At 71.6% G+C, this 26496-nt stretch carries 28 protein-coding genes; 18 read left to right on the top strand and 10 right to left on the bottom strand.

All coding sequences use genetic code 11. The features are described 5' to 3' along the window. Positions 1 to 115: 115 nt before the first annotated feature. The 8 genes from WFH25_RS06755 (at position 116) to WFH25_RS06720 (ending at position 8105) form a co-directional block, all read left to right on the top strand. The gene (locus tag WFH25_RS06755; protein ID WP_336697208.1) at positions 116 to 544 is read left to right on the top strand and encodes a hypothetical protein; all 429 of its coding nucleotides are present in this window, start codon (positions 116 to 118) and stop codon (positions 542 to 544) included. A gap of 181 nt (positions 545 to 725) precedes the next feature. Beyond that, positions 726 to 2060: an enolase C-terminal domain-like protein gene (locus WFH25_RS06750; RefSeq protein ID WP_336697207.1), complete on the top strand. Its 1335-nt coding sequence runs from the start codon at positions 726 to 728 to the stop codon at positions 2058 to 2060. Between the two features lie 182 nt (positions 2061 to 2242). After that, positions 2243 to 3481 carry an ABC transporter substrate-binding protein gene (locus WFH25_RS06745; protein ID WP_336697206.1) on the top strand — a complete coding sequence of 413 codons (1239 nt, stop codon included), beginning with the start codon at positions 2243 to 2245 and terminating at the stop codon, positions 3479 to 3481. A gap of 105 nt (positions 3482 to 3586) precedes the next feature. Further along, positions 3587 to 4555, top strand: a complete 969-nt coding sequence (locus tag WFH25_RS06740) for a carbohydrate ABC transporter permease (protein WP_070417844.1) — start codon at positions 3587 to 3589, stop codon at positions 4553 to 4555. Further along, positions 4548 to 5468, top strand: coding sequence for a carbohydrate ABC transporter permease (locus WFH25_RS06735; RefSeq protein WP_070417845.1), 921 nt, complete (start codon positions 4548 to 4550; stop codon positions 5466 to 5468). The genes WFH25_RS06740 and WFH25_RS06735 overlap by 8 nt, the downstream gene beginning before the upstream one ends. Before the next feature lie 32 nt (positions 5469 to 5500). Continuing rightward, entirely contained in the window at positions 5501 to 6826 is a 1326-nt protein-coding gene (locus tag WFH25_RS06730) for an alpha-L-fucosidase (RefSeq protein WP_336697205.1), read from the top strand. Next, on the top strand, positions 6826 to 7152 hold the full coding sequence (locus WFH25_RS06725) for an L-rhamnose mutarotase (protein ID WP_336697204.1): 327 nt from the start codon (positions 6826 to 6828) through the stop codon (positions 7150 to 7152). The genes WFH25_RS06730 and WFH25_RS06725 overlap by 1 nt, the downstream gene beginning before the upstream one ends. Further along, positions 7149 to 8105, top strand: coding sequence for an aldo/keto reductase (locus tag WFH25_RS06720; RefSeq protein WP_336697203.1), 957 nt, complete (start codon positions 7149 to 7151; stop codon positions 8103 to 8105). The genes WFH25_RS06725 and WFH25_RS06720 overlap by 4 nt, the downstream gene beginning before the upstream one ends. 137 nt (positions 8106 to 8242) lie before the next feature. Here the strand turns inward: WFH25_RS06720 and WFH25_RS06715 are convergent, their stop codons facing one another. The 6 genes from WFH25_RS06715 to WFH25_RS06690 form a co-directional block, all read right to left on the bottom strand. Then, complete coding sequence (locus WFH25_RS06715; protein ID WP_071295836.1) at positions 8243 to 8521, bottom strand: GlsB/YeaQ/YmgE family stress response membrane protein; 279 nt, start codon at positions 8519 to 8521, stop codon at positions 8243 to 8245. 96 nt (positions 8522 to 8617) lie between these two features. Beyond that, positions 8618 to 9253: a FadR/GntR family transcriptional regulator gene (locus WFH25_RS06710; RefSeq protein ID WP_070419373.1), complete on the bottom strand. Its 636-nt coding sequence runs from the start codon at positions 9251 to 9253 to the stop codon at positions 8618 to 8620. Between the two features lie 114 nt (positions 9254 to 9367). Continuing rightward, positions 9368 to 10114 (bottom strand): SDR family NAD(P)-dependent oxidoreductase, encoded by a 747-nt coding sequence (locus tag WFH25_RS06705; protein WP_336697202.1) that lies wholly within the window; start codon positions 10112 to 10114, stop codon positions 9368 to 9370. Then, entirely contained in the window at positions 10111 to 10980 is an 870-nt protein-coding gene (locus tag WFH25_RS06700) for a fumarylacetoacetate hydrolase family protein (protein WP_336697201.1), read from the bottom strand. Before WFH25_RS06700 ends, WFH25_RS06705 begins: the two co-directional genes overlap by 4 nt. A 41-nt stretch (positions 10981 to 11021) precedes the next feature. After that, positions 11022 to 11861, bottom strand: coding sequence for an amidohydrolase family protein (locus tag WFH25_RS06695; RefSeq protein WP_336697200.1), 840 nt, complete (start codon positions 11859 to 11861; stop codon positions 11022 to 11024). 64 nt (positions 11862 to 11925) lie between these two features. Beyond that, positions 11926 to 12189, bottom strand: coding sequence for a glutaredoxin family protein (locus WFH25_RS06690; protein WP_336697199.1), 264 nt, complete (start codon positions 12187 to 12189; stop codon positions 11926 to 11928). A 73-nt stretch (positions 12190 to 12262) separates the two neighbouring features. On the opposite strand from WFH25_RS06690, the gene WFH25_RS06685 reads away from it, so the two are divergent. From WFH25_RS06685 to WFH25_RS06655, 7 genes are all read left to right on the top strand, one after another. Next, complete coding sequence (locus tag WFH25_RS06685) at positions 12263 to 13255, top strand: PrsW family intramembrane metalloprotease (protein WP_336697198.1); 993 nt, start codon at positions 12263 to 12265, stop codon at positions 13253 to 13255. Between the two features lie 90 nt (positions 13256 to 13345). Further along, complete coding sequence (locus WFH25_RS06680) at positions 13346 to 15034, top strand: adenosylhomocysteinase (protein ID WP_336697197.1); 1689 nt, start codon at positions 13346 to 13348, stop codon at positions 15032 to 15034. Continuing rightward, positions 15031 to 16401, top strand: coding sequence for an amidohydrolase family protein (locus WFH25_RS06675; RefSeq protein ID WP_336697196.1), 1371 nt, complete (start codon positions 15031 to 15033; stop codon positions 16399 to 16401). Before WFH25_RS06680 ends, WFH25_RS06675 begins: the two co-directional genes overlap by 4 nt. Further along, on the top strand, positions 16398 to 16895 hold the full coding sequence (locus WFH25_RS06670) for a cupin domain-containing protein (RefSeq protein ID WP_229085765.1): 498 nt from the start codon (positions 16398 to 16400) through the stop codon (positions 16893 to 16895). The genes WFH25_RS06675 and WFH25_RS06670 overlap by 4 nt, the downstream gene beginning before the upstream one ends. An 83-nt stretch (positions 16896 to 16978) precedes the next feature. Then, positions 16979 to 17803 carry an ABC transporter substrate-binding protein gene (locus WFH25_RS06665; protein WP_092385055.1) on the top strand — a complete coding sequence of 275 codons (825 nt, stop codon included), beginning with the start codon at positions 16979 to 16981 and terminating at the stop codon, positions 17801 to 17803. Between the two features lie 4 nt (positions 17804 to 17807). Further along, complete coding sequence (locus WFH25_RS06660; protein WP_070417856.1) at positions 17808 to 18686, top strand: amino acid ABC transporter permease; 879 nt, start codon at positions 17808 to 17810, stop codon at positions 18684 to 18686. After that, positions 18683 to 19453 (top strand): amino acid ABC transporter ATP-binding protein, encoded by a 771-nt coding sequence (locus tag WFH25_RS06655; RefSeq protein ID WP_070417857.1) that lies wholly within the window; start codon positions 18683 to 18685, stop codon positions 19451 to 19453. Before WFH25_RS06660 ends, WFH25_RS06655 begins: the two co-directional genes overlap by 4 nt. A gap of 39 nt (positions 19454 to 19492) precedes the next feature. Here the strand turns inward: WFH25_RS06655 and WFH25_RS06650 are convergent, their stop codons facing one another. Continuing rightward, positions 19493 to 20935: a DHA2 family efflux MFS transporter permease subunit gene (locus WFH25_RS06650; protein WP_229085766.1), complete on the bottom strand. Its 1443-nt coding sequence runs from the start codon at positions 20933 to 20935 to the stop codon at positions 19493 to 19495. 80 nt (positions 20936 to 21015) lie between these two features. Between WFH25_RS06650 and WFH25_RS06645 the strand changes: the two genes are divergently transcribed. After that, complete coding sequence (locus WFH25_RS06645; RefSeq protein ID WP_336697195.1) at positions 21016 to 21690, top strand: TetR/AcrR family transcriptional regulator; 675 nt, start codon at positions 21016 to 21018, stop codon at positions 21688 to 21690. Here WFH25_RS06645 and WFH25_RS06640 read toward each other — a convergent pair. Next, on the bottom strand, positions 21687 to 22652 hold the full coding sequence (locus tag WFH25_RS06640) for an NAD(P)H-quinone oxidoreductase (protein ID WP_336697194.1): 966 nt from the start codon (positions 22650 to 22652) through the stop codon (positions 21687 to 21689). The two genes, WFH25_RS06645 and WFH25_RS06640, sit on opposite strands and share 4 nt — an antisense overlap. A gap of 86 nt (positions 22653 to 22738) precedes the next feature. Between WFH25_RS06640 and WFH25_RS06635 the strand changes: the two genes are divergently transcribed. Further along, the gene (locus tag WFH25_RS06635) at positions 22739 to 23635 is read left to right on the top strand and encodes a polysaccharide pyruvyl transferase family protein (RefSeq protein WP_336697193.1); all 897 of its coding nucleotides are present in this window, start codon (positions 22739 to 22741) and stop codon (positions 23633 to 23635) included. 108 nt (positions 23636 to 23743) lie between these two features. Further along, complete coding sequence (locus WFH25_RS06630; RefSeq protein WP_336697192.1) at positions 23744 to 24208, top strand: hypothetical protein; 465 nt, start codon at positions 23744 to 23746, stop codon at positions 24206 to 24208. A 65-nt stretch (positions 24209 to 24273) separates the two neighbouring features. Here the strand turns inward: WFH25_RS06630 and WFH25_RS06625 are convergent, their stop codons facing one another. Further along, positions 24274 to 25152 carry an aldo/keto reductase gene (locus WFH25_RS06625; RefSeq protein WP_070417861.1) on the bottom strand — a complete coding sequence of 293 codons (879 nt, stop codon included), beginning with the start codon at positions 25150 to 25152 and terminating at the stop codon, positions 24274 to 24276. Positions 25153 to 25192: 40 nt separating this feature from the next. Continuing rightward, on the bottom strand, positions 25193 to 26443 hold the full coding sequence (locus WFH25_RS06620; RefSeq protein WP_336697191.1) for an FAD-dependent oxidoreductase: 1251 nt from the start codon (positions 26441 to 26443) through the stop codon (positions 25193 to 25195). Positions 26444 to 26496: the final 53 nt, after the last annotated feature.

The raw sequence follows: 26496 nt of genomic DNA, 5'->3' as shown, positions 1-26496 counted from the left end.
TCAGACCCGCACCGCGCCTCCTGTCTGTGTCGGGTATCGCTCTCACTCGGTAGATCAACGCGTCGAGTACCGCACATTGGTTCATCCAGTGGTCCGATTTCCAGGAGGAAGAACCATGCAGAAGAACCTCGCCCGCAAGGGTCTCGCGACGATCGTCGGGTGCGGCGTCGCCGTGAGCCTCGTCGGTGGTGGTCTCCCGGCATCCGCGTCGCCACGGTCTGCCGATCCGGTGTCGTCCGCGAACGACCAGCGGCAGCAGTTCGTGCCGTTGGTGTTGGACGGCGGGGATTCGTTGGTTGAGGGTGCGCCGTTCACGGTGTCGGGGCGTGCGACCCCGAACGTGCGGGTGATCATGGTGACGTCGTTGGAGCCGGCTCGGGTGTACCAGACGACTGCGGACTCGGCGGGGCGGTTCTCGTTGACGCGGCAGTACGTGGCGCAGGGGTCGTCGACGACGGTGCGTGTCACGCAGGGCGCTGGCGAGATCGGGCAGGAGGGTCGTCAGGTCCAGCGGACCATCACCATCCAGAAGCCGACGACGTGACGGAGTGAGCCCGGCCCGTCCGCTGCCCCTGAGGAAAGCGGGGGCGGGCCTCACCGTAAGCATCGGATGGTTGGCGCGAATCCGGTCTTCGCTTGAACGAAAATATCCTCTTGACAGCAGAGACATCGGATGTTTCGATGAGTCCGTTCGGTCGACGGAGACCGAACGGGTAGGAGACACGATGAGCCGCATCACCGGTCTGCGCGTCCGCGACGTCCGGTTCCCGACCTCCCGGGACCACGACGGATCCGACGCCATGAACCCGGCGCCCGACTACTCCGCCGCCTACGTCGAGATCGCGACCGACGCCCTGGACGGGCTCGTCGGCACCGCCTTCGTCTTCACGATCGGCCGCGGCAACGAGGTGCAGGAAGCGGCGATCGCCGCCCTCCGCGAGCACGTCGTCGGCGCGGACGCCGAATCGGTCCTCTCGGACATGGGCGGGACGTGGCGCACGCTCGTCCACGACTCGCAGCTCCGGTGGCTCGGGCCCGAGAAGGGCGTGATGCACATGGCGATCGGCGCCGTGGTGAACGCCCTCTGGGACCTCCGGGCGAAGCGTGCCGGGCAGCCGCTCTGGGCGCTGCTCGCCGACCTCAGCCCGGACGAACTCGTCGACCTGGTGGACTTCCGGTACCTCTCCGACGCCATCACCCCGGCCGACGCACGGGAACTGTTCGAGGCCGCCGTGCCGCTCCGTGCCGAGCGCCGACGCCGCCTCGAGCGCGAGGGCTACCCGGCGTACACCACCACCCCGGGCTGGCTCGGCTACGACGACGAGAAGCTCGCCCGCCTCTGCCGCGAGGCCGTCGACGAGGGCTTCACCCAGATCAAGCTCAAGGTCGGCGGGGACATCGACGAGGACGTCCGACGTCTCGGGATCGCCCGCGCCACGGTCGGTCCGGGCATCCGGATCGCGATCGACGCCAACCAGCGCTGGGACGTCGACGAGGCGGTCACGTGGATCGAGCGGCTCCGCCCGTTCGACATCGCGTGGGTCGAGGAGCCCACGAGCCCCGACGACGTCCTCGGACACGCCGAGATCGCCCGCCGCATCGCACCGATCCCGGTGGCGACAGGGGAGCACATGGCGAACCGGGTGATCGCGAAGCAGCTCATCCAGGCGGACGCGATGTCGGTGCTCCAGATCGACGCCACACGCGTGGCCGGGGTGAACGAGAACCTCGCGATCCTGCTCCTCGCCGCCAAGGACGGCGTCCGCGTCTGCCCGCACGCCGGCGGGGTCGGTCTGTGCGAGGCGGTGCAGCACCTCTCGATGTTCGACGCCGTCGCGCTCACCGGAGACCTCGACACCCGCTGCATCGAGTTCGTCGATCACCTGCACGAGCACTTCGTGACACCGGTCGACGTGCACGACGGCCGCTACTGGCCGCCCACCGCTCCCGGCGCGGGCACCGAGATGCACGCCGCCACGCTCGAGGACCACGCGTTCCCCGACGGCCCGGTCTGGGCCGCCGTCGACGCGAGCGTCCCGGACGCCGTCCGCGTCGCCTGACGCACCCCGACCTCGTCCGCGTCGCCTGACGCACCCCGACCTCGTCCGCGTCGCCTGACGCACCCCGACCTCGTCCGCGTCGCCTGACGCACCCCGACCGCGACGCCCGACGCCCCTGACCCGCACCACGTTCCTCCCGAACCGACCCCCACCCTGATCACCACGACGAAGTGGAGACTCCGATGCACCGACGCCGAATCGTCGCGGGGCTGGCGGCAGCCGCCGCCACCGCGCTCGTCCTCGCTGGTTGTTCCTCCGGCAGCAGTGCCGGCGGCAGCCAGTCCAAGGACGCCATGACCTGGTCCATGTGGATCGCCGGGAAGGAGGACAAGGCCGCCTGGCAGAAGGTCGCCGACACCGTGAAGAGCGAGGACGGCATCACCCTGACGATCCAGGGCGCCCCGTTCGAGAACTACTTCACGAAGCTCAGCACGCAGCTCAGCGCCGGCAGCGCCCAGTGCATCGTGAGCATGCAGTCCCTCCGCGCGGCGAACTACACCTCGTCGCTCCTGTCGCTCGACGACCTCGCGAAGAAGGGCGGCCTCGACCTGTCGGCGTACGACAGCACGGCGCTCGACGGCATGAAGGTCGACGGCAAGCTCTACGGTCTGCCGTACGACACCGGGCCCATCCTGATGTTCTACAACAAGGACCTCTTCAAGCAGGCCGGCGTGGCCGACCCCGAGCCCGGGTGGACCACCGACGACTTCGAGCAGGCCGGCGAGGCGCTCAAGGCGAAGGGCATCACCGAGTTCGGCTCGACCGTGGGCGACCTCAACCTCGAGTCGATGATCTACGGCTACAACGGCGGCCGGGTGATCACGAAGGCCGGCAAGATCGACGCCACCGACACGAAGTTCGCGGACGGCCTGGACTGGCTCGCGAGCCTGGTGAAGAAGGGCTACGCGACCCAGGCGTCGTCGGACACCTCGACGCCCGGCAACGACTTCGCCGCCGGCAAGGTCGCGATGTACACGGACGGTCCGTGGTCGCTGATCAGCCAGAAGGCCAAGGTGAAGTTCGACCTCGGCGTCACGACGCTGCCGGCCGGGACCTCGGGCCCGTCGACCTTCGCCGCCGGTTCCGGCTTCGGTGTCTCGAAGCAGTGCAAGTATCCGGAGCAGGCGTTCAAGGCCGTCCAGACGATGACGAGCGAGAAGGTCCTGACGTCCCTCGCCGAGCAGGGGCGTGCCTTCCCGGCCCGCACCGCGGCGCAGGACGCGTGGTACTCCAGCGCCGGCATCGACGGGGCCGAGACCGCGCTCAAGGCGGCCCTCGCCAAGTCCTCGCCGCTGCCGGGCAACAAGCAGAGCGACCAGCTGGGCCAGCTCTTCACGCAGTACGCGCTCCAGGCGGTCAACGGACAGACGTCCGGCAAGGACACGATGTCCTCGATCGCCGGCCAGCTCGGCACGCAGTGACCGACGCGACCGACTGACGGACGGGAGGCGCGGGTCGACCCCGCCCCGCGCCTCCAGTCTGCCACCCCGACAGCAAGCACCCGCGAACGACGAGGAGGTCGTCGCATGACCACCATCCAGGATCCACCGGCGGTCCCCGCCGTCGCGACCGCGGTCGCGACGGGCACGGCCACGCCTCGCCCCAAGGGCGGTGACGCCGACGGCGTCGTCGGTCGGCGCTCGTGGTGGGGCGCCGCCTTCGCCGCGCCGCACTCGATCGGGCTGGTCGTCTTCACGGCGTTCCCGATCATCGCCTCCCTCGTCGTCAGCTTCATGAACTGGCCGATGCTCGGCGAGCGCAGCTTCGCCGGCATCGAGAACTACGCCAGGCTCTTCGCCGACCCGGTGTTCCGGACGGTGACGCTCAACACGGCCCTGTTCGTGGTGCTGTACGTGCCGCTCAACCTCGTCGTGTCGCTCGGGCTCGCCGCTTGGCTCACGCCGCGGATCGCCGGTCGACACGTCTTCCGCGTGCTGTTCTTCATCCCGACCATCACGCCGATCGTCGCGAACGTCGTGGTGTGGCGGATGCTCTACCAGCCGGGTGGCGCGATCGACGCCTCCCTGCAGTCGACGGTCGGCGTGCACGCGCCGAACTTCCTCGCCGACGAGCACTGGGCGATGCTCGCCATCGTCGCCATGAGCGTCTGGCAGGGCTTCGGGTACAACATGCTCATCTTCTCGGCGGCCCTCGACGCCGTGCCCGAGAACCAGATCGAGGCGTCGCAGCTCGACGGCGCGAACGCGTGGCAGACGTTCTGGGCGATCAAGTTCCCGCTCATCTCGCCGTCGGTGTTCTTCGCCACGATGATGACGCTGATCACCTCGTTCCAGGTGTTCGTGCAGCCGTTCGTCCTCACCAAGGGCGGACCGGGCACGGCGACGGAGACCCTCGTGCAGTACATCTACAACACGGGCTTCCAGAACCAGCAGCTCGGGCTGGCCTCCGCCGGTGCCTGGGTGCTGTTCGTCATCATCCTCGGGATCACGGCCGTCCAGTTCCTCGGGCAGAAGCGGTGGGTGCACTATGAGTGAGCTGACCAAGCCCCGCACGAGCGGGTTCACGACGTCGAACCGCACGGTCAACCCGCGGTCCGTGCCCCGGACCGCCTCGGCACCCCGGCCCGGACGGCTCCGGCACGCGATCGGCTACGCGCTCCTCTGCCTCGTCGCGCTGCTCTTCGTCTCGCCGCTCATCTACATGGTGGCGACGAGCCTCAAGCCGGCGGACCAGGTGTTCACCACGCCGCCGACGCTGTGGGGACGCTCGCTCGAGTGGGACAACTACGTCCAGGCGTTCACCTACCTGCCGTTCGCCCGCTTCATCCTGAACGGGATCTTCGTGGCGGCTGCCGGCACCGTGATCAACGTCGTCGTGGCCGTGCTCTCCGGGTACGCGTTCTCGCGGCTGCGCTGGCGGGGACGGAACACCGTGTTCCTGCTCTTCCTCGTGACGCTGATGATCCCGCAGGACGTCCTCGTCATCCCGATGTACGTGATGATGCAGGGCTTCGGGTGGGTGGACACCTTCCAGGCGCTCATCGTCCCGTGGGCGTTCACGGCGCTCGGCGCGTTCCTGATCCGGCAGTTCTTCCTCACCGTGCCGCAGGAGCTCGACGACGCAGCACGCGTCGACGGCGCCGGCGCCATCCGGACCTTCGTCTCGGTGATGCTGCCGCTCGCCCGGCCGACGATGGCCGTGCTCGCGGTGTTCTCGTTCATCTCCTACTGGAACTCGTTCCTCTGGCCGCTCGTCGTGGTCAACGACGTCGAGGCCCACGGCACGATCCCGCTCGGCCTGCAGCAGTTCTTCGGGCAGCAGGGGTCCGAGTGGAACCTCGTGATGGCGGCCTCGGTGATCTCGATGCTCCCCACCGTGATCCTCCTCGTCCTGCTGCAGAAGCACCTCGTCAAGGGCATCGTCACCAGCGGCCTCGGCGGCCGGTGACGTGCTGTACTCGTGAAAGGAACACTGGCCACATGACCATCACCGCACCTGCAGAGCCGCAGACCGCGACCGATCCCTCCGGGCTGCCCGCGTGGTTCACCCACGACCGGTTCGGCATGTTCATCCACTGGGGGCTCTACGCCCTGCCGGCACGGCACGAGTGGGTGAAGAACCGCGAGCGGATCACCGACGCCGACTACCAGAAGTACTTCGACCACTTCGACCCGGACCTGTTCGACGCCGCCGACTGGGCGCGGCGAGCACGCGAGGCGGGCATGAAGTACGTCGTCCTCACCACGAAGCACCACGAGGGCTTCGCGCTCTGGGACAGCGCACTGACCGACTACAAGTCCACGAACACCCCGTTCGGCCGCGACATCGTGCGCGAGTTCGTCGACGCCGTCCGCGCCGAGGGACTGCGGGTCGGGTTCTACCACTCGCTCATCGACTGGCACCACCCGGACTTCACGATCGACGGCGTGCACCCGAGGCGGGACGACGGCGACGAGGCGATCGCCGCGCTGAACGAGGGCCGGGACATGGCGCGCTACCGCGACTACCTGCACGGGCAGGTGACGGAGCTGTTGTCCGACTACGGGCGGATCGACTACTTGTTCTACGACTTCTCGTACCGCGACAACGACCACGAGGACATCTGGGGCGGCAAGGGCCGCGACGACTGGGGGTCCGAGGAGCTGTTGGCGCTGACCAAGCGGCTCCAGCCCGGCATCATCGTCAACGACCGGCTCGACCTGCCCGGGGACATCGTCACGCCGGAGCAGTACCAGCCGGACAAGCCGATGGAGGTCGACGGCGTCCAGGTGCCGTGGGAGGCCTGCCAGACCCTCAACGGCTCGTGGGGGTACGACCGCGACAACCTGAACGTCAAGAGCACCGACCTGCTCGTACGCATGCTCGTCGACGGGGTCTCGAACAACGGGAACATGCTCCTCAATGTCGGCCCGACCGGTCGTGGGGAGTTCGACGGGGTCGCCCGGACGGCGCTCGCCGGGATCGGCACGTGGATGCACCAGCACGCGCGGTCGGTGTACGGCGCCGGACCGTCGTCGTTCCGAGCGCCGGCGGGCACCGTCTACACGCAGAACAGGAACCGGCTGTACCTGCACCTCTTCACGTGGCCGTTCGAGCACGTGCACCTCGCCGACCTCGCCGGCCGGGTCGAGTACGCCCAGCTCCTGAACGACGCGTCGGAGATCCACTACCGCGAGATCGCGCCCGGCACCCGGGCGCAGAACACCGGCCTCGGTGGACAGCCCGCGGGGACGCTGACGCTCACCCTGCCGATCGTCCGGCCGGACGTGGCGGTGCCCGTGGTCGAGCTCTTCCTGCGCGACTGATGCAGCGCATCCTGACGAGGACCCGGCTGCGGGCGGGGAGCGAGGCGGCGTACGAACGCGTGCACACCTCGGTCCCGCCCGCGCTGGCGGCACGGCTCCGCGCGGCCGGGGTGCAGGACTGGACGATCTGGCGGGACGGGCAGGACCTCGTGCACCTCGTCGAGGTCGAGGACTACCGGGCGATGCGGAAGGCGCTCGCCGACGACCCCGTGAACGCCGAGTGGCAGGCGGTCGTGAACCCGTTGCTCGAGGCGGCCGACGACTACTCCGGCGGCGACGACGGCATCCCCCGGGTGTGGTCGCTCGCGGACCAGGTGGACGCGTGACGGCCCCGGACCTCGACCGCGGACCGTTCTGGTTCGGTGGTGCGGGGATCGGCAACCTGCTGCGCGAGGTGTCCGACGACGAGGCGCGGGCCACGGTCGACGCCGCGTGGGAGGTCGGGGTCCGCGGGTTCGACACCGCGCCGCACTACGGACTCGGGCTGTCCGAGCGGCGGCTCGGAGCGGCACTCGCCGAACGGCCGCGGTCCGACTACCTCGTGTCGACGAAGGTGGGACGCCTGCTCGTGCCCGGGCGGGGCGACGGGGACGACCTGGACTCGGGCGGGTTCGCGGTGCCGGACGACCTGGTCCGGCAGTGGGATCCCTCGCCGTCGGGCGTGCGGCGGTCCCTCGACGAGTCCCTCGGGCGCCTCGGGCTCGACCACGTGGACATCGCCTACCTGCACGACCCGGACGTGTACTCGCTGCGGGACGGGTTGACCCAGGCGCTGCCGACGCTCGTCGAGCTCCGGGACGAGGGAGTGGTGCGTGCGGTGGGCGTCGGGTCGAACTCCGTCGAGGCCCTCGAGGCAGCGGTCTCCACCGGCATGTGCGACGTGGTCATGCTCGCCGGGCGGTACACGCTGCTCGAGCAGCCCGCGGCGGCCCTGGTCACACGGTGCGCGGACCTCGGGGTCGCCGTGGTTGCGGTCGGCGTCTACAACTCGGGGCTGCTCGGACGGGACCGGCCGGACGCCTCGGCGACGTACGACTACGCGGCGGCGCCGGCGTCGCTCGTCGAACGGGCGAACGCGATCGCCGACGTGTGCGAACGGCACGGCGTCACGCTGCCGGAGGCCGCGCTCGCGTTCCCGCGCCGGGCGGCTGCCGTCCGGGCGATCGCCCTCGGTGCGCAGTCGGCGGAGCAGGTGTGCTCGAACGTCGTTCGGGCGGCCGCGACGGTGCCCGAGGCGCTCTGGGACGACCTGCGCACGGCGGGCCTGCTCGCCGCCTGACGCGGGGGCCGATCCGCGCGGCGGCCGGGCGCCACGGCGCCGATCGCCGGCGCACAACGAAAGTCACCCCGAACCACGCGGATGCGCGGTTCGGGGTGACTTCGGTTGTGCGCCGGGTCGTGCCCGGCCACGTCCGACTAGCGGGTGCGGGCGCTCCGGCCGGCGAAGCGCGTGTAGATGAACAGCACGATGACGGCGCCGATGATCGAGCCGATGATGCCGGCGGGCTGGAAGAAGCCGTCCATCGGGTCGTGCTGGAAGATCAGGAACCCGAGGAACCCGCCCACGAACGACCCGATGATGCCGAGCAGGATGGTCATGGGGATGGAGATGTGCTGCTTGCCGGGGACGATGAGCCGCGCGAGGGCGCCGGCGATGAGTCCGATGATGATCAAGCTGATGATGAGACCGATCACGGTTTCCTCCTCGTGGGTGCGGTTGCCGCGGCATGGTTGCCGGAGTCAGGGCCGACAACCGACCCAACTCGCACCTGCCTGGGAGGACTGCCGGGTTCAGTCGAGCGAGCGCCGCAGCCAGCGCTCCACACCCTCGACGTGCGCCACGACGAGCGCCTGCACGAGCTGGGGGTCGCGGCGGCGGATGGCGTCCACGATCGCCGCGTGCTCGTCGAGCGTGCGCTGCACCGAGCCGTTCTGCGTCAGGCCGCGCCAGACCCGCACCCGGACAGTCTTGCTCGACAGGGCGTCGAGCAGGCCGGACAGGTACTGGTTGCCGCCGATGCCCGCGATCGTCGAGTGGAACTGCAGGTCGTGGGCGACGAGGTCCTCGACGCCGGTGTCCTCGCCGACGGACTGCATGAGCGCGTGCAGGTCGTCGATCTGCTGCTCCGAGGCGCGGGCGGTCGCGAGGACGGCGGACGCAGGCTCGAGGATCCGTCGGACCTCGAGCAGGTCCACGAGCGAGCGGTCGTGGTGCATGTCGACGACGAAGGAGACCGCCTCGAGCAGGACGGTCGGCTCGAGCGACGTCACGTACGTGCCGTCGCCGCGCCGGACGTCGAGCACGCGGATGAGCTCGAGGGCCTTCACCGCTTCGCGGAGGCTGTTCCGCGACAGCCCGAGGGACTCGCTGAGCTCCTTCTCGGGCGGGAGGCGCTGCCCGGGTTGGAGCTCGCCGCTCACGATCATCTGCTGGATGCGTGCGATCGCATCATCCGTCAGCGACGCCACGTCACCACCTCCTGCTCGGCCACTCGCCCACGCGAGCCGACACGACGACGATAGTCGCGCCTCCAGGGCCCATCAGGCGGGCCGGAGCCGGAGCGCCTGCATCCCGCCGTCGACCGCGAGGTCGACACCCGTCGTCGACCGGGCGAGCGGACTCGTGAGGTAGGCGACGGCCTCGGCCACCTCCTCGGGCGCGACGAGGCGTCCGTGCGGTTGGCGTGCCTCCAGGGCCGCCCGTTCCGCTGCCGGGTCGTCGGCGCGCTCGAGCAGCCGCGCGACCCAGGGGGTGTCCGCGGTGCCGGGGTTGACGGCGTTGACGCGGATGCCCTCCCGGAGGTGGTCGGCAGCCATGGCGCGGGTGAGGGCGGCGATCGCGCCCTTCGTCGCGGAGTACAGCGCGCGCTCGGGCAGCCCCGCGGTGGCGGCGATCGAGCAGGTGTTCACGATGCTCGCGGCGTCGGAGTCGCGGAGGTGCGGCAGGCACGCGCGCGAGAGCCGGACCGCGCCGAGCACGTTCACCTCGTACACGCGGCGCCACTCGTCGTCGGGGTTGTCCTCGACGGTGCCCTGTGCGCCGATGCCGGCGTTGTTGACCAGGACGTCGAGGCCGCCGAGCTGCTCGACGGCATCGGCGACCGCTGCCCGGACGGACGTGTCGTCACCGACGTCGCAGCGGAACGACAGGGCGTCGTCCGCGGGCTGCAGGTCGAGCACCGCGACGGTCGCACCTCGGTCACGGAGTGCGGCGACGATCGCGGCGCCGATCCCCGATGCGCCCCCGGTGACGACGGCACGCAGGCCCTCGTGGGTCCCGGCGGTCATGCTGCGCCCATCGTCTGGCGCTGCGAGCCGAGGCCCTCGGCGGTGAGTTCGACGACGTCGCCGGCCTGCAGGTACGGCGCACCGCTGCCGAGGGCGACCCCCGCGGGTGTGCCGGTGCTGATCACGTCGCCCGGGTACAGGACCATGAACTGCGACAGGTACCGGACGATCTCGGCCGGCCGGAAGATCATGTCCCGGGTGCTCCCGTCCTGCCGGAGTTCGCCGTTCACCCGGAGCTGCAGCGACAGGGCGTTCGGGTCGAGGCCGCCCGCCTCGAGCGCGGACGGTGTGACGAGCCACGGTCCGAGCGGGTTGAACGTCTCGCAGGACTTCCCCTTGTCCCACTGCCCGCCGCGTTCGAGCTGGAACGCACGCTCCGAGACGTCGTTGGCGATGGCGTAGCCGGCGATGTGCGTCGCGGCCTCGTCCTCGGACGCGCAGTAGCGCGCGGTGGTGCCGATCACGATCGCGAGCTCGATCTCCCAGTCGGTCTTCGTGCTGCCGCGGGGGACGAGGACCTCGTCGTCGGGGCCGATCACCGTCATCGGGTCCTTCATGAACACGATCGGCTCGGTGGGGATGTCGGCGCCGGTCTCGGCGGCGTGGTCGCGGTAGTTCAGGCCGATGCAGACGACCTTGCCGGGGCGGGCGACGGGCGACCCACGCCGGAGACCGTCGGCCCGGTCGATCACGGGCAGGTCGCCGGCGGCGCGAGCGTGCCGGACGAGGGCGTCGGGGCCGGGGTCGGACGCCAGGAAGCCACCGCTGATGTCACCGGTGAGGCTCCGGAGGTCGAGCACCTCGCCGTCGTCGTCGATCGCGACCGGGATCTCGTCGCCCGCCGGGCCAAGTCGTGCGAACCGCATCGTTCCTCGCTCTCCTGCTGCGCCGGTGCAGCGGAAACATCCTATGTCTGAGTCGAGGCTCCGGCAAGGTAGATCCGCTCGGCCGTCCCGCGGAGGACAGCGTCGCGCTCGGTCGGCGACAGGTCGGCGAGGGCGTCGCTCGTCGTGTGCAGGACCTCGGCGTAGTCGGCGGCGAGCGTCGACACCGGCCAGTCGGAGCCGAACAGCGAGCGCTCCGGGCCGAAGTGCTCGACGACCGCGCGGGCGTACCGGGCGACGGGCCGCTCCCGCCAGTCGGCACCCGCCTCGGTGAGCAGCCCGGAGACCTTGCACGCCACGTTGGGCCTGACGGCGAAGTCCCGCATCCGGCCCGGCCACGAGGGGTCCCCGGTGTCGATCGACGGCTTGCCGGCGTGGTCGAGGACGAACGACGCCTCGGGCACCGCGTCGACGAGGGCGAGGGCAGCGTCGTGCTCCCGCTCGCGCACGAGCAGGTCGAATACGAGGCCGGCACGCGCGACCACACGGACGCCGCGGACGACCTCCGGCCGGGCGAGCCACCCGGGGTCGGGCTCGTCCTGTGCCTGGTGGCGGATGCCGACGAGCCGCTCGCCGCCCGGACCGGTCGACGCCGACGCCACGCGCTCGGCCACGTCGGGCGCGGTCAGGTCGACCCAGCCGACGACGCCCGCGACCGGCGCGGGCTGCGCGAGAAGCCAGGCGGTCTCGCCCGCGTCGTGCACCGCCTGCACCGCGATCGTCCGCGTGACAGGGGTCCCGGTGGTCGCCGCACGCAGGTCGTCCACGTCGAACCGTCGCCGGATCGGGGCGACCGAGTCGTCCATCCAGGGGTAGGGACGGTCTGCGGGATCCCAGAGGTGGTGGTGAGCGTCGATGATCACGCCGCCATCATGCCCGATTCATCCGATGTCCGGGCGGGGGAGGCGGCGCGAGCGCGCCCGGGCGTCAGACGACGCCGGCGGCCTCGAGCTCCGAGCGCAGTTCGGCGTCCGACGGCTCGACGAAGTGCTTCCCGTTCGGCAGCACGACGACGGGGATGTTCTTCCGCCCGCTGATCTCCTCGGCGCGGTCGGCTGCGGTCAGGTCCGCCTCCACGTCGACGTACTCGTAGTCCACCCCGAGGCTGTCGAGCAGCGCCTTGGAACGGCGGCAGTCGCGGCACCAGTCCGCACCGAACATCGTGACCTTGTCGAAGGATGCATCGCTCATGCCCAGAGAGTACGTCCGACGAGCCCCGCGCATTCCCGTGACCCCCGGCGCGGCCGCGGAGCACCATGGCTCCATGAGCCTGTCCACGGACGTCCGCGCCGCTCACCCGCACCACCGTCACGGCTGGTGGTGGAAGACCCTCCTCGTCGGGTTCCTGCTCTGGGTGGTCACGATCGTCGTCACGATCACGACGCTGAACACGAACCTCGTCCCGACGATCATCCTGCTGGGCAGCTTCCTCGTGCCCTTCACGGTGGTGCTGTTCGTCATCGAGCGGGTGACCGGATCGGTGAGCACGATGCAGCTCATCGTCGCGTTCTTCGTCGGCGGGATCCTCGGCGTCCTCGGGGCGTCCCTGCTCGAGGCGAACCTGCAGCAGGACGCCCTCGTGTACATCGTCGTCGGGTTCGTCGAGGAGTTCGTCAAGGGCGTCCTGCTGCTGTTCGTCGGGTGGCGGGTCCGCCCGAAGACGGCTCGGCAGGGAGCACTCCTCGGGGCGACGGTCGGTGCCGGCTTCGCCGCGTTCGAGTCGGCGGGGTACGCGTTCAACGCGGCGATCACCGCGCGGGGCATCGACCTGGTGTCCCTGCTGCAGACCGAGGTCGTCCGTGCGGTGCTGTCCCCGGTCGGGCACGTGCTGTGGACGTCGATCCTCGGGGCCGTCCTGTTCGGGGCGGCCCGAGGTCGCGACCGGTTCCGGTGGTCGTGGGCCCCGGTCGTCGCCTATGTCGGTGTCTCCCTGCTGCACGGGTTGTGGGACTCGAACTCGACGATCTCGACCCTGCTGGCGTTCGTCGTGACGGGGACGCCGTTCTCGGCGGCGCGGAACGGGGTCGTCCCGGCATCGATCGCGGGTGTCGCGACGACCCTGTACGTCATCGGGCTCGCGATCGTGTCGGCCGTGGGGGTCGTGGTCCTCGTCACGGTACTGCGCCGGCACCGACGGCTCGACCGGGACGCGAACGCGCTCGCCGCCTGGCCGGCACCCTGGTCGTCGTCGTCGCCGTCGCCGTCGCCGTCCGGCGGGGGATGGGACGGCACGCCCCCGCCGCACGTCCCGCGCTGACGAGGCCCCCGGCCACCCGCCGGACGCGGGCGCGCCACCCGGCCACCCGCCGGACACGGGAGCGCCACCCGCTCGCCCTACGATTGGGGCATGCCGCCAGGAGCCGACCCCGAGACCCGCGCCTGGGCCTCGGCGGCCGTCCGGCGCTTCGCGAGCGCGACGAACCTCCTCGTCGCCGCGCGCCGCTTCCGCATCGTCGGCGGCGACCCCCGCGACACCGCGGCGCTGCGCTCCCTGCTGACCGGGCTCGGCGCCCGCGAGGCGCTGCCCCACGAACCCGTCGACCAGCTGTGGTGCGCCGGTTCGCCGGAGGACTCCACGCCGGTCATCGAGCGCGAAGCCGACCGTCCCCGGGGTGCGACCCTCGTCGTGGTCGACGCCGGACGACACCTCCCCGCCGTCGACGAGGACGCCTTCGGCCCGGTCGCGATCGCCCGTCCCGGGGTCCTCGGGGTGCCGATGACCTCCGACGACGTCTTCCTCGTCTCCACCGGCCGCGACCCCGAGGACGACCCCGCCGCCGAGGCCCGCCTGCGCTGGGCCCGCCGGTCGATGCCCGTGTCGCGAGCGGTCGCCGCCGAGCTCCGCGACGGGGGACTCCTCCGTGGCACCCGGATCGGCGTCGCGATGTTCCTCGAGCCGAAGACCGCCGTGCTGAGCCTGCTCCTCCGCGACGCCGGCGCCGAGGTCGTCGTCTACGCCCACGCCGACGAGACCGACGACGCCGTGGCCGACGCGCTCCGGGCAGCCGGGCTGACCGTGTACGCGAGCAGTACCGCCTCGCTCCCCGAGCAGCGGGCCCTCGCCCTCGCGATGCTCGACACCCGGCCGCACATCCTGCTCGACGACGGCTCGCACGTGATCCGTCTCGCGCACCAGGAGCGCCCGGACCTGGTGCCCACGATGCTCGGCGCGGCGGAGGAGACGACGAGCGGCCTCCGACCGCTCCGCACCATGGCGGCGCGCGGCGAGCTCGGCATCCCCGTCGTCGCGGTGAACGACGCCCGCACCAAGACCTTCTTCGACAACCGGTACGGCACCGGGCAGTCGACGGTGTTCGCGGTGCTCGACCTGCTCGACCGGCTCCCGTCCGGTACGCACCGCGTGCTCCCGGGAGGCACGGCGGTCGTCGCCGGGTTCGGCCACGTCGGCGAGGGGGTCGCCCTGGTGCTCACGGCACTCGGTCTACGGGTGACGGTCGCCGAGACGGACCCGGTCCGCGCCCTGCAGGCGCTCTTCGCCGGCTACGCCGTCGCACCCCTCGCCGAGGCGGTGCAGGACGCCGACCTCGTGATGAGCGCCACGGGGGTCGCCGACACGATCGACCTCCGCGCGCTGCGGTCGTGCGCGGACGGCACGGTCGTCGCGGTCGCGGGCGGCGTCGACCACGAGGTGGCGCTCGACGACGCCCGAGCAGCCGGCGCCGAGCGGGTCCCGGTGGGTCCGAAGGCCGAGCGGCTCGTGTTCCCCGGTACGGACGGCGGCCCGATCGTGCTCGACGACGGCGGCTGCATCAACATCACCGCTGCCGAGGGCAACCCGATCGAGATCATGGACCTGTCCTTCGCCGCACAGCTCGGCGCCGTCCGGATGCTCCTCGAACGGGGCGACGAACTCGACCGTGCCGTCGTGCCGATCGACCCCGCGGTGGACGAGGCGACCGCCCGCGCGGCGCTCGCCGCGTTCGGAGCGCCAGCCGCGCCTCCTGGACTGCTCGCCGAGCACCCTGCCGACCGTGAGCCCGACGTCCGGACCCGCCGTTTCGGAGACCCGTCGTGACCGCCGGGCACCCCGTCACCGTCCACTCGGCGCGCATCGTCGTGCCGATGACCGCGCCGCCCATCGCCGACGGCGCCGTCGCGGTGCAGGACGGCCGCATCCTGCACGTCGGCGACCGGTCGTGGGTCGTCGACCAGCTCGCCGGCTCGGGCGTGCCCTTCACCGAACGGCCGTGGCGAGGTGCCCTCCTCCCCGGTCTCGTGAACGCGCACTCGCACCTGCAGTACACCGGCATGGCCAGTGTCGGGCAGCGGCAGTACAGCGGTTTCGAGGACTGGGCCCGCGCGTTCAACGAGGACTACGCCGAGCCGCACGACTGGCACGCCGAGGCGGCAGCCGGCGCGACGTCGTCGGTCCTCGCCGGTGTGACGAGCATCGCCGACGTCGTCACGGACATCGAGGCGTCGACCGTGCTCGCCGAAGCGGGCCTCGGTGGCATCGCCTACTGGGAGGTCATGGACTGGGAGAACGCGGCCTGGCAGTCCCACGGCCGCGACCAAGTGCTCGCCGAACTCGAGCGGATCCCGACGGACCCGGGCGCCGGCCTCTCCCCGCACGCGCCGTACTCGCTCGACGTCGCCCCGCTGCTCGAGCTCCCCGACATCGTGCGCCAGCGCGGCCTCCGGCTGCACCTGCACCTCGGCGAGGCCGCGTTCGAGGGCGAGCGCGTCGCCCTGGGGCCGGTGCCCGGGCTCGAGGGAGTCGACGGCGTCGGCCACGGCAACGACTGGCACCTGGCGAACGTGCCGTCGTTCCGGGCCATGCGCGCGCTCGGCTTCGGTGCGAGCGCGACCGCGTTCGTCGACCGGCTGGGCGTGCTCGGGCCCGACTGCCACATCGCGCACGGTGTGTACATGACCGCCGCCGACCGGGCACTGCTGCGCGCGCGGGGGACCGCCGTCGCGCTCTGCCCGCGCTCGAACGCGGTCATCGGGCTCGATCCGCCACCCGTCGCCGACTACCTGCGCGAGGGCAGCCCGATCGCGATCGGCACGGACTCGCTCTCGTCGTCGCCGTCCCTCGACCTGATGGCCGACGTCACCGCGCTGCACCGGATCGCCCGGTCGCAGGGCTACGGGCACCGCGACCTGCACGAACGACTGCTCGCCGCGGCGACCCTCGGCGGCGCGCACGCCATGGGGCTCGCTGTCGGGCCGGACCGGATCGGGCACCTCGCCGTCGGGGCACGCGCCGACCTGGCCGTCTTCGACGTCGACGCCCGGACCGTGCCGGACGCCCTCGCCGAACTCGTCGAGGACGGTGCCGGCCGTGCCGTCGCGACCGTGGTCCGCGGTGTCGTCCGGGCCGTCGACGGTGCGCTGACCGGCCCGCCCGCCCCACCTGATCGTTCCTTGGAGGAATCATGACCGAGACCGCACCCCGCCCGGGCATGGCCGCCCGTCGCACCGTCGACGGAACCCTGATCGAGTGGCTCGACGTGCCGAAGCGCGCCGTCGCCCTCGGCATGGAGCCGCACCCCGAGGGCGGCTGGTACGTCCGCACCTGGACCTCGCCCGCGACCGTGTCGACGCCGGCGGGCGACCGGCCTGCCGCGACCCTGATCCACTTCCTGCTGCCCCCGGGTGAGGCCTCGGCCTGGCACCGGGTCACGAGCGACGAGATCTGGATGTGGCACGGGCCGGACAGCGTCGACCTGCAGCTCGGTGGCGACGGCGACCAGCCCGAGCCCGGGGCGACGATCACGCTCGGCCCGGACGCCGGGCGCGACCGGGTGAACGACGCGCAGGCGTTCGTGCGCGGAGGGGTGTGGCAGCGGACCCTGCCGGGCGACGGCGAGGTGCTGCTGAGCTGCCTGGTGTCCCCTGGGTTCTCGTTCGACGACTTCACGCTCGCCGAGTAGTCGCGAGACATCCGTTTCGCGTTGGTATCCCAGCGCGAAGTACACTTCGTCCTGCCCCCACCCCCTCGCACGAAGGCCCGACCGTGACCCGATCCCTCCGTCTCACCATCGCCGTCGCGACCGCTGCGGTCGCCGCACTCGCGCTCTCGTCCTGCTCGGCGGGCGGCAGCGGCAACGCCGACGGCACCGTCACCGACGGCAAGCTCACGATCGCGACCGGGCAGCCCGCGTACTCGCCCTGGGTCGAGGACAACAAGCCGCAGTCCGGCAAGGGCTTCGAGGCCGCCGTGGCCTACGCCGTCGCGAAGGAGATGGGCTACGACGAGTCCGACGTCGTGTGGAAGCGGAGCACCTTCGACAGCGCCATCGCACCCGGCCCGAAGGACTGGGACCTCAACGTCCAGCAGTTCTCCATCGACGCCAAGCGCAAGAAGGCCGTCGACATGTCGAGCGCGTACTACACGACGACCCAGGCGGTCGTGACGACGCAGTCCTCGAAGGCCGCCGACGACACCACCATCGCGGCGCTGAAGCAGGACGCGATCGGTGTCGCGACCGGGTCGACGAGCATCCAGAGCGTGAAGGACGTCCTCGGGGTCACCCCGCAGGTCTTCAACTCGAACGACGACGCCGTCCTCGCGCTCAAGTCGGGCCAGATCGACGCGATCGTGACCGACCTGCCGACCGCCTTCTACATGTCCGGCGCGCAGCTCGACGGCAAGGGCACGGTCTCGGCGCAGTTCCCGTCCGACGGCACGGGCGACCAGTTCGGCTTCGTGCTGCCGAAGGACTCCGAGCTGACGAGCAAGGTCGACAAGGCGCTCAAGTCGCTCAAGGCCGACGGCACGCTCGAGGACCTGCAGACCAAGTGGCTCTCCTCGGAGACCGACACCCCCGTCCTGAAGTAGCCGCATGACCGTTCCAGCAGGCGCCGGCACCCCGGTGGCCGCAGCCGCGCCGAGCCAGGTCGAGCTGGAGCGTCGGCTCTACCGTCGGCAGCGCGGACGCCGGTCGATCGTGGTGTCCGTCGCGTCGACGCTCGTCGTGATCGCCGTCGTCTACTTCGGCGTCGTGAACACCCCCGGCTGGGCCGCGGTCCAGCAGTCGTTCTTCGATCCGCAGACCGCGATCGACTCGTTCCCGTCGATCCTCGAGGGCCTCTGGCTGAACATCCGGATCCTGTTCTTCAGCGCCATCGGCGTCGCGGTGTTCGGCACACTGCTGGCGGTCGTCCGGGGCCTGCGGAGCCCGGTGTTCTTCCCGCTGCGGATGCTCGCCACCGGCTACACCGACCTGTTCCGCGGTCTGCCGCTCATCATCGTGCTGTACCTGGTGGGCTACGGGATCCCCGGGCTCGGGGTCTTCCCGCGCCTCCCCGCCGAGGTCTGGGGCACCATCGCGATCGTGCTCACGTACTCGTCGTACATCGCCGAGGTGCTCCGCGCCGGCATGGAGGCCGTGCACCCCTCGCAGCGCCTCGCCGCCCGGTCGCTCGGGCTGTCGCACGCGAAGACCCTGCGCCTCGTCGTGCTGCCGCAGGCGATCCGCAAGGTCACGCCCGCGCTCATGAACGACTTCGTGTCGATGCAGAAGGACGTCGGTCTCGTGTCGATCCTCGGCGCGGTGGACGCGGTCCGCTCCGCGCAGATCGCCCAGGCCGAGACCTACAACTTCACGCCCTACTTCGTCGCCGGACTGCTCTTCGTCGTGATCAGCCTGCCGCTGATCCGCGTCACGGACGCGATCGCGCGTCGCCAGCAGCGGCGCGAGCAGATCGGAGGGACCGTATGACGGGCCAGGAGGCGCGGATCACCCCCGACACGTCGGCCGCCGTCCTCGAGCTGCGCGGGTTGCGCAAGGCGTTCGGTGAGCACGAGGTCCTGCGCGGGATCGACCTGACGGTGCACCGCCACGAGGTCATCTGCGTCATCGGGGCCTCGGGCTCCGGCAAGTCGACGCTCCTCAAGACGGTGAACCTGCTCGAGGGCATCGACGACGGCGAGATCCTGCTGCAGGGCACGGACATCGCCGATCCCCGCATCGACGTCGACGCCACCCGGGCCCGGATCGGCGTCGTGTTCCAGCAGTTCAACCTGTTCCCGCACATGAGCGTGCTCGACAACGTGACCCTCGCCTCCCGGCAGGTGCACGGCGTCGGCAGGGCGCAGGCAGAGGAGACCGCGCGGCGGCTCCTCGGGCGGATCGGCCTCGCGGACTTCGCCGGGGCCTACCCGGACCGGCTCTCCGGCGGGCAGCAGCAGCGCGTGGCGATCGTGCGGGCGATCGCGTCCGACCCCGAGCTCCTGCTGCTCGACGAGGTCACGAGTGCCCTCGACCCGCAGCTCGTCGGCGAGGTGCTCGACCTGGTGACCGAGCTGAAGCGGCAGGGCTCGACGATCCTGATGACCACGCACGAGATGCACTTCGCGCGGAACGTGGCCGACCGGATCGTGTTCCTGCACCAGGGCGAGGTCGTCGAGCAGGGTGCCCCGGCCGAGGTCCTCGACGCCCCGCAGCACCCCGCGCTCGTCGAGTTCCTCGCCCGCGTCCACGCCTGACGCGCCCGCCCGGGGCCCGCAGGCCGCGAGCGCGGCCACCTACGCGACGGGGGCCGGTGCGGCGGGGGCGAGCCGCGCCTCCAGGCCGTCGTCGGCGACCGTCTCAGGGACGTGTGCCGAGCGTCCAGCGGGCAGGAACGCCGCGACGACCGCGCTGACCGCGACCACGGCGGCACCGACCAGCACGGCGGGCTGGGCCGCGTCGACGTAGCCGGTGGGGGTGAGCTCGCCGCCGGCCCCGGTGAAGACGGCGGTCAGGACGGCGATCCCGAGCGCGACGCCGATCTCACGCAGCGTCGAGTTCGCGCCGGAGGCCTTCGCGTGGTCGTGCTGCGGCATCCGCGCGAGCACCGCCGTCGAGATCGGACCGAACACGGCGCCCATCCCGATGCCCGCGAGCAGGAAGCCGGGCAGCAGCGTCGTGAAGGTGACGTCGGCGGCCATCGTCCCGGCGATCCAGAACAGCCCGGCGGAGAGGAACACCATGCCGCCAGTGATGAGCAGCCGCGTGCCGACCCGGGGTGCCACGATGCCCGCGAGCGGGGCGACGACCATCGGCGCGAGGGTCCAGGGCATCGTCCAGACGCCGGCCTCGAGCGGGGTCCGACCCTGCACGACCTGCAGGAACTGGATGAGGATGAACACCGAACCGAACGCGCCGAACGAGAACGTCATCGCGACGACGTTGGCGAGGGCGAAGCTCCGGTCACGGAAGAACCGGAGGGGCAGGAGCGGAGCGCTGGTGCGGGCCTGCCAGAGCACGAACGCGACGAGCAGGACACCGCCGCCGACCAGGCCGGTGAGCACCTCGCCGCTCGTCCAGCCGGCGTCGTTGCCGCGGACGACCCCGAAGACGACGCCGAGCACACCGAGGCCGGCGAGCAGCACGCCCACGACGTCGGCGCGGACACGGGCTCCGCGGGTGTTCGGCAGGGCGAAGAGGGCCAGCGGGATCGCGACGATGCCGACCGGGACGTTGAGCCAGAAGATGGCCTCCCAGCTCCAGCCCTCGACGACGGCGCCCCCGATGAGCGGGCCGAGGGCGACGCCGAGGCCGGAGATGCCGCCCCAGACGCCGATGCCGACGGTGCGGAGCCGGTCGGGCACGCTCCCGACGAGCAGGGTGAGGGAGAGCGGCATGATCGCGGCGGCGCCGGCACCCTCGATCGCACGCCAGACGATGAGCGAGGTCGGGTCGGTGCTCACGGCGGCGAACGCGGAGGAGACGGTGAAGACGGCGATGCCGGCGACGAACAGGTGCCGGCGGCCGAGCCGGTCGCCGAGGCCGACGGCCAGGAGCATCAGCGCGGCGAACGCGAGCGTGTAGGCGTTGGTGATCCACTGCAGCTCCTCGACGGAGGCGCCGAGGTCGGCGTGCACGGCGGGCAGCGCGCTGGTGACGACGAGGTTGTCGAGCGTCGCCATGAACATCGGGAGGGATGCGGCTGCGATGGCGAGCCAGACCGGGATGCGTCGTTCCATGGTGGGGATCCGTTCCGTTTGGTAATCGGATGATTACTTACGAAGGGCGACTGTAGTAATCGACTGATAACCTGTCAACCATGACTTCCCCGGCATCTGCACCGGCACCGGCGACGGCCGTCCGCATGCCCGCTGCGCAGCGTCGCGCGATGATCCTCGAGGCGGCACGCGGGCTCTTCGGCAGCCAGGGCTACAACGGCACGACGACGGACCAGATCGCGGCGGCGGCCGGGATCAGCCAGCCGTACGTCGTGCGGATGTTCGGCTCGAAGGAGGCGCTGTTCCTCGAGGTGTTCCGCGACACCCTCGACATCCTGCTCGACGCCTGGCGCGAGACCCTCGCCCACCTCGGGCCCGACGACACCCCGGCGCACGTCATCGGCGAACAGTTCGTCGACCTCGCCGCCGAGCGCGGACTGCACACGCTCCTGCTGCAGGCCTTCGTCTCCGGGGCCGAACCGGCGATCGGTGCCGCGGCCCGGGCCGGGTTCCTCGAGATCTACCGGTTCCTGCGCGACGAGGCCGGGATCGCCGACGACCAGGTCCAGGGGTTCCTCGGCAGCGGCATGATCTTCGCGATCATGCTGGCGATCGACATGCCCTCGCGGTTCGACGAGGACCCGGACGCGGCCGATCTGCTCCGCGCGACGTTCGGGGCGAAGTGCGGGCAGGTGCTCGACCTCATCCGGGGCCAGCGGGCCGGGGGCACGGGTGCCGCGCGCGCTGCGGGCGCTGCGGGCGCTGCGGGTGCCTAGGGCGTCAGCAGCACCTTCCCGACGACCTCGCCGTCCCGGACCCGCCGGTGTGCCTCGGCGGCCTCGGCGAGCGGCAGGACCGAGTCGATGACCGGGCGCACCCGACCGTCCGCGACGAACGGCCAGACGTTGTACCGGACGGCCTCGACGATCGCGGCCTTCTCGTCGAGCGGCCGGGCACGCAGGGTCGTCGCACTGATCGTCGCCCGCTTCCGCATCATCGCGCCGAGGTCGAGTTCGCCGGTGCGGCCGCTGCCCGAGGCGATCACGGCGACGTGCCCGTTCGGCGCGAGGACCTCGATGTTCCGTGCCAGGTAGTCCGGCCCGACGACGTCGAGCACCACGTCCACGCCACGGCCCCCGGTGAACTCGAGCGCCCGCGCCACGAAGTCCTCCGAGCGGTGGTCGACCACGAGGTCCGCGCCGAGCTCCCGGGAGGCCTGCACCTTCCGCTCGCCCCCGGACGTCGCGATCACGGTCGCTCCGAGCGCCTTCGCCCAGAGCACCGCGTGCGACCCCATGCCACCGGTGCCGCCGTGCACGAGCAGGGTCTGTCCGGGTCGGAGCCCGGCGAGCATGCCGACGTTCGAGTACACCGTGCACGCGGCTTCCGGCAGCCCCGCGGCCTCGACGAGGTCGATCCCTTCCGGCACCGGCAGCACCTGGGTCTCCGGGGCGACGACGAGTGCCGCGTAGCCGCCGCCGGACAGCAGTGCGCAGACCCGGTCTCCGACGGCGAACCCCTCGACGCCGTCGCCGAGTGCGCGGACGGTGCCGGAGACCTCGAGGCCGAGGACGTGCGACGCCCCGGGAGGCGGCGGGTAGTTGCCGGCCGCCTGCTGCAGGTCGGCGTTGTTCACCCCGGCGGCCGCGACCTCGATGAGGACCTCGCCGGCCCCGGGGACCGGGTCGGGGAGGTCGTGCAGGTCGAGGGTGCCGTTCTCGGAGGTGATCGCTCGCATGCCCCCGACGCTACGCGTCACGAACAGGGCGAAGAATCTCTCGCATGTGATATTCTTATTTCACCCTCGCGTGGAAGAGAGAGCACATGACGAAACCGATCAACGCCTTCTGGTGGTCTCCCCGTCGGGATCTCCGCGCACTGGCGCACGAACTCCGTGACCACGCCCCCGCGTGGTCCAGGCTCGCACTCGGGCGTGGACGAGCGTTCACGAACCACGGGGACGAGCTCTCGGAGCTCGTTCTCACAGAGGCCCTCGGACGGCGCGTCCGGTGGGCGCCCCTCGGCCGTGAAGACGTCGTCGCCATCGGCAGCGCGATCGTGCCGTACCTCACGCGCGGTGGCGTCGGCCAGATCTGGGGTACCGGCCTGCACACGCCGGACGTCCAGGCGGACCGTGCGGCTGCCGTCCGCGACCGCGTCCTCGCGATCCGTGGACCGCTCGCGCGGGCGGCGCTCGGCCTACCGGAGTCCACCCAGATCGGCGACCCGGGACTCCTCGTCCGGTCGCTCCGTCCGGGCCTGCCCCGGGAACGCCGTCGCGGCATAGTGCTCGTCTCGCACTTCACGTCCCACATGACCGCGGTCGAGCGGCGGACGATCTCCGCGATCTGCTCGACCGGGGTGCGCCTCCTCCCGCCGACCCTGACGCCCGCCGACATGCTGGCCGAGCTCGGTGCGGCGGAGCACGTGATGAGCGCTGGCATGCACGGCGTGATCCTCGCGCACGCGCTGCGGACGCCCGCGACCCTCGTCTCGCTGAAGTCTCCCGCCGCCACCGAAGCGGCCTTCAAGTACCGCGACTACCACCAGTCCGTCGGCCTCGACGTCCACCCGACCCCGTGGACGAGTGTCCTGGCCGCCGACGGGCGTCACGCTGCGAGGGAACGTGGCGAACGAGACCTCGCGATCGCCGACGCCCGGATCGACGAACTCGTCGAGGGGCTCTTCCGTTCGGCCGCGCCGCTCCGCAGCGGGCACTGAGTGACTGCACCGGGAACGCGGTCCACCTGTGGATCTCCCATGTAGCCTCGACGCGGATCCGCACCCCGTCCCGGGGTCGCGGGCACGACTCCGGGGGGACCCACCACCATGCGCACCAAGCTCGTCTCGCTCACCACGGCCGCCATCGCCGTCGCACTCCTCGCCGGCTGCTCCGCCGGCGGCTCCGGCTCGGACGCCACGACGGCCGCCAAGTCGACGCCGACCCCGACGCAGACCAAGGCCGAGGCCTGCAAGCTGTTCACGAACGAGGTCACCGACGCCACGAAGGGCATGCAGATGCAGCTCACCGAGCTGCAGAGCGACCCGGAGGCCGCGATGGCGAAGCTCGACGAGTTCGACGCCACGCTCGAGGACAGCGCCGACAAGGTGACCAACACCGAGGTGAAGCCGAAGACCGACGCGTTCGCGGGCGCCTTCTCGGACTTCGTGGGCATGACGAAGGACCTCGCGGCCTCGAAGGACCCGTCCGCGCTGTCCAGCTCCGGCTTCACCGAGGGGCTGCAGAAGCTGGAGTCGACGGGCAAGGACTTCCAGGAGGTCTGCCAGTCCTGACGCGCGCCGACGCGTGATCGCGACCCGCGCCTCCAGAGCCGTCCAGGAGGCGCGGGTCGCGTCGTCTACGCCGCCGCCGGCTGCGACGCGTCCAGTCGGGCCACGTCCTCGGGACGGAGCTTGACGGTCGCGGCCGTCACCGAGTCGAGGATCGACTGCGGGCGCGACGCCCCGGGGATGGGGACGACGACGTCGCTCTTCTGCAGCTCCCACGCCAGCGCGACGACCTGCGGGCTGACGCCGCGGTCGCGGGCAATGTACGCGAAGTCCTCGTACGCGGTGCCGAGTTCCGCGGCGTTCGCGATGCCGCCGAGGGGGCTCCACGGCAGGAACGCGATCCCGAGCTCGTCGCACAGTGCGAGTTCCGGTTCGCTCGAGCGGAACTTCGGCGAGAACTGGTTCTGCACCGAGGCGAGTCGGCCGTCGAGGACCTCGTTCGCCGTCCGGATCTGGTCGGGGTCGGCGTTCGAGATGCCGGCCATCCGGATGACGCCCTCGTCGAGGAGCTCGGCGAGCGCACCGATCGAGTCCGCGTACGGCACCGCCGGGTCCGGTCGGTGGAACTGGTAGAGCCCGACGGCGTCCACGCCGAGGCGCTTCGCGGACGCCTTCGCCGCCTCCTTGAGATACTCCGGGCGGCCGTTCTGCGCCCACGGGCCGGGCTCGGGCCGGAGGTGCCCGCCCTTCGTGGCGATGAGGACGTCCGAGGTGTCGCCGTGGAACTCCCGCACGGCCTTCGCGATGAGCGACTCGTTGTGCCCCACCTCGTCGTGGGCGGCCAGGTGGTACGCGTCGGCGGTGTCGATGAGCGTGACGCCGGCCTCGAGCGCGGCGTGGATCGTCGCGATGGACTGCCGCTCGTCCGGGCGCCCCTCGATGGACATGGGCATCCCGCCGAGTCCGATGGCACTGACCGACACGTCTCCGATGACTCGTTGCTTCATGTCCCCAGCATGCGCCGGGAGGGACGGGTCGTGTCCAGGGTCAGCGCCGTGCCCAGGCGGGGGCGTGCTCGGGGAGCGGTCCGAAGGCGATCCCGCGCGCGTAGAGGCCGCGGACGGGCGGCACGTACCGGGCGAGGAGGACGGGGAGCCGCGGCGGGCCGGCCTGCAGGGCCCCGGCGAAGGCCCGCTCGAACACCACGCGGTGCAGGAACGCCTGGGCGGTCTGGACGACCACGGCCGGCGGGGTGCGCCGGCGCTGCACCGCGGCGAGGGCACGGTCGAGGTCCGCGCCGCGGAGCCCCCGTCCGAGTGCCGGCGCCAGGATCGCAGCCGTCGCGACCGCGTCCTGCACCGCCAGGTTGATGCCGACGCCGCCCGCCGGGGACATGGCGTGCGCCGCGTCGCCGATGCAGAGCAGCCCCGGACGCCACCACCGGGTGAGCCGGTCCATCCGGACGTCGAGCACGTGCACGTCGTCCATCGACGCGATCGAGTCCACGCGGCCCGCGAAGTCCGGTCGGAGCCGCGCGACCCAGGCCCGGAAGGACTCGACCCCGGCGGCGCGGAGGGCCGCGTCCGACCCCTTCGGCGCGAAGTACGCGACCTGGTGGTAGTCCGGCCGCGGGAAGCTGAGCAGGACGTCGGTGCCGGAGAACGCCGGGACGAGCGCGGTCGTCGCGTCGCCGGGCTCGCGGGGGAGCCGGAACCACCACGTGTCGAACGGCACCGGGAACGACCGCGGGTGCAGGCCGGCGGCGCTGCGCAGCACCGAGTCGCGGCCGTCGCAGGCGATGACGACGTCGGCGCGGAGTTCCTCGGTCACGCCGTCCGGATCGCGGTACGGCGCCAGGTGCACGCCCGTCACGACGCCGTTCTCCTCGATCGTGTCGGTGGCCGCGAGACCCATCGTGATCTCGAACGAGGGCTCCTCGCGGGCGGCGGTGACGAGCAGGTCCAGCAGGTCCCACTGCGGCACCATCGCCACGTGGTCGTACGGCGGGCGCAGGCGTGAGAAGTCGCCGAGGAGCGCGCGCGAACCGTCCGGCATCGGCAGGGAGAAGTCGTCGAGGCGTGACTGCGGCAGGGCGGCGAACCGCTCCCCGAGCCCGAGCTCGTCGAGCAGCCGGATCGTCGAGGCGTGCACGGTGTCACCGCGGAAGTCCCGGTTGAAGTCGTCGTGCTTCTCGACGACCCGGACCGCGATGCCGGCACGGGCGAGGAGCAGGCCGAGGACGACCCCGGCGGGGCCGCCACCGACCACCGCGACCGTCGTCCGCGAGACCGTCACCATGCCCCGGACGCTACCCCGGTCCGGACGGGAGGGACGGTGAGGTCCCGCCACGC

The organism is Curtobacterium sp. USHLN213, assembly GCF_037144815.1.
In the GTDB taxonomy this organism is placed as follows: domain Bacteria; phylum Actinomycetota; class Actinomycetes; order Actinomycetales; family Microbacteriaceae; genus Curtobacterium.
This window is presented reverse-complemented; position numbering and strand designations above follow the sequence as displayed.

Coding starts and splice junctions, on each gene's coding strand:
- WFH25_RS06745 (WP_336697206.1), top strand. CDS start 2,243: ATGCACCGACGCCGAATCGTCGCGGGGCTGGCGGCAGCCGCCGCCACC.
- WFH25_RS06755 (WP_336697208.1), top strand. CDS start 116: ATGCAGAAGAACCTCGCCCGCAAGGGTCTCGCGACGATCGTCGGGTGC.
- WFH25_RS06750 (WP_336697207.1), top strand. CDS start 726: ATGAGCCGCATCACCGGTCTGCGCGTCCGCGACGTCCGGTTCCCGACC.
- WFH25_RS06670 (WP_229085765.1), top strand. CDS start 16,398: ATGACCGAGACCGCACCCCGCCCGGGCATGGCCGCCCGTCGCACCGTC.
- WFH25_RS06725 (WP_336697204.1), top strand. CDS start 6,826: ATGCAGCGCATCCTGACGAGGACCCGGCTGCGGGCGGGGAGCGAGGCG.
- WFH25_RS06680 (WP_336697197.1), top strand. CDS start 13,346: ATGCCGCCAGGAGCCGACCCCGAGACCCGCGCCTGGGCCTCGGCGGCC.
- WFH25_RS06700 (WP_336697201.1), bottom strand. CDS start 10,980: ATGCGGTTCGCACGACTTGGCCCGGCGGGCGACGAGATCCCGGTCGCG.
- WFH25_RS06705 (WP_336697202.1), bottom strand. CDS start 10,114: ATGACCGCCGGGACCCACGAGGGCCTGCGTGCCGTCGTCACCGGGGGC.
- WFH25_RS06645 (WP_336697195.1), top strand. CDS start 21,016: ATGACTTCCCCGGCATCTGCACCGGCACCGGCGACGGCCGTCCGCATG.
- WFH25_RS06650 (WP_229085766.1), bottom strand. CDS start 20,935: ATGGAACGACGCATCCCGGTCTGGCTCGCCATCGCAGCCGCATCCCTC.
- WFH25_RS06625 (WP_070417861.1), bottom strand. CDS start 25,152: ATGAAGCAACGAGTCATCGGAGACGTGTCGGTCAGTGCCATCGGACTC.
- WFH25_RS06620 (WP_336697191.1), bottom strand. CDS start 26,443: ATGGTGACGGTCTCGCGGACGACGGTCGCGGTGGTCGGTGGCGGCCCC.
- WFH25_RS06660 (WP_070417856.1), top strand. CDS start 17,808: ATGACCGTTCCAGCAGGCGCCGGCACCCCGGTGGCCGCAGCCGCGCCG.
- WFH25_RS06740 (WP_070417844.1), top strand. CDS start 3,587: ATGACCACCATCCAGGATCCACCGGCGGTCCCCGCCGTCGCGACCGCG.
- WFH25_RS06635 (WP_336697193.1), top strand. CDS start 22,739: ATGACGAAACCGATCAACGCCTTCTGGTGGTCTCCCCGTCGGGATCTC.
- WFH25_RS06690 (WP_336697199.1), bottom strand. CDS start 12,189: ATGAGCGATGCATCCTTCGACAAGGTCACGATGTTCGGTGCGGACTGG.
- WFH25_RS06710 (WP_070419373.1), bottom strand. CDS start 9,253: ATGATCGTGAGCGGCGAGCTCCAACCCGGGCAGCGCCTCCCGCCCGAG.
- WFH25_RS06630 (WP_336697192.1), top strand. CDS start 23,744: ATGCGCACCAAGCTCGTCTCGCTCACCACGGCCGCCATCGCCGTCGCA.
- WFH25_RS06685 (WP_336697198.1), top strand. CDS start 12,263: ATGAGCCTGTCCACGGACGTCCGCGCCGCTCACCCGCACCACCGTCAC.
- WFH25_RS06655 (WP_070417857.1), top strand. CDS start 18,683: ATGACGGGCCAGGAGGCGCGGATCACCCCCGACACGTCGGCCGCCGTC.
- WFH25_RS06735 (WP_070417845.1), top strand. CDS start 4,548: ATGAGTGAGCTGACCAAGCCCCGCACGAGCGGGTTCACGACGTCGAAC.
- WFH25_RS06730 (WP_336697205.1), top strand. CDS start 5,501: ATGACCATCACCGCACCTGCAGAGCCGCAGACCGCGACCGATCCCTCC.
- WFH25_RS06640 (WP_336697194.1), bottom strand. CDS start 22,652: ATGCGAGCGATCACCTCCGAGAACGGCACCCTCGACCTGCACGACCTC.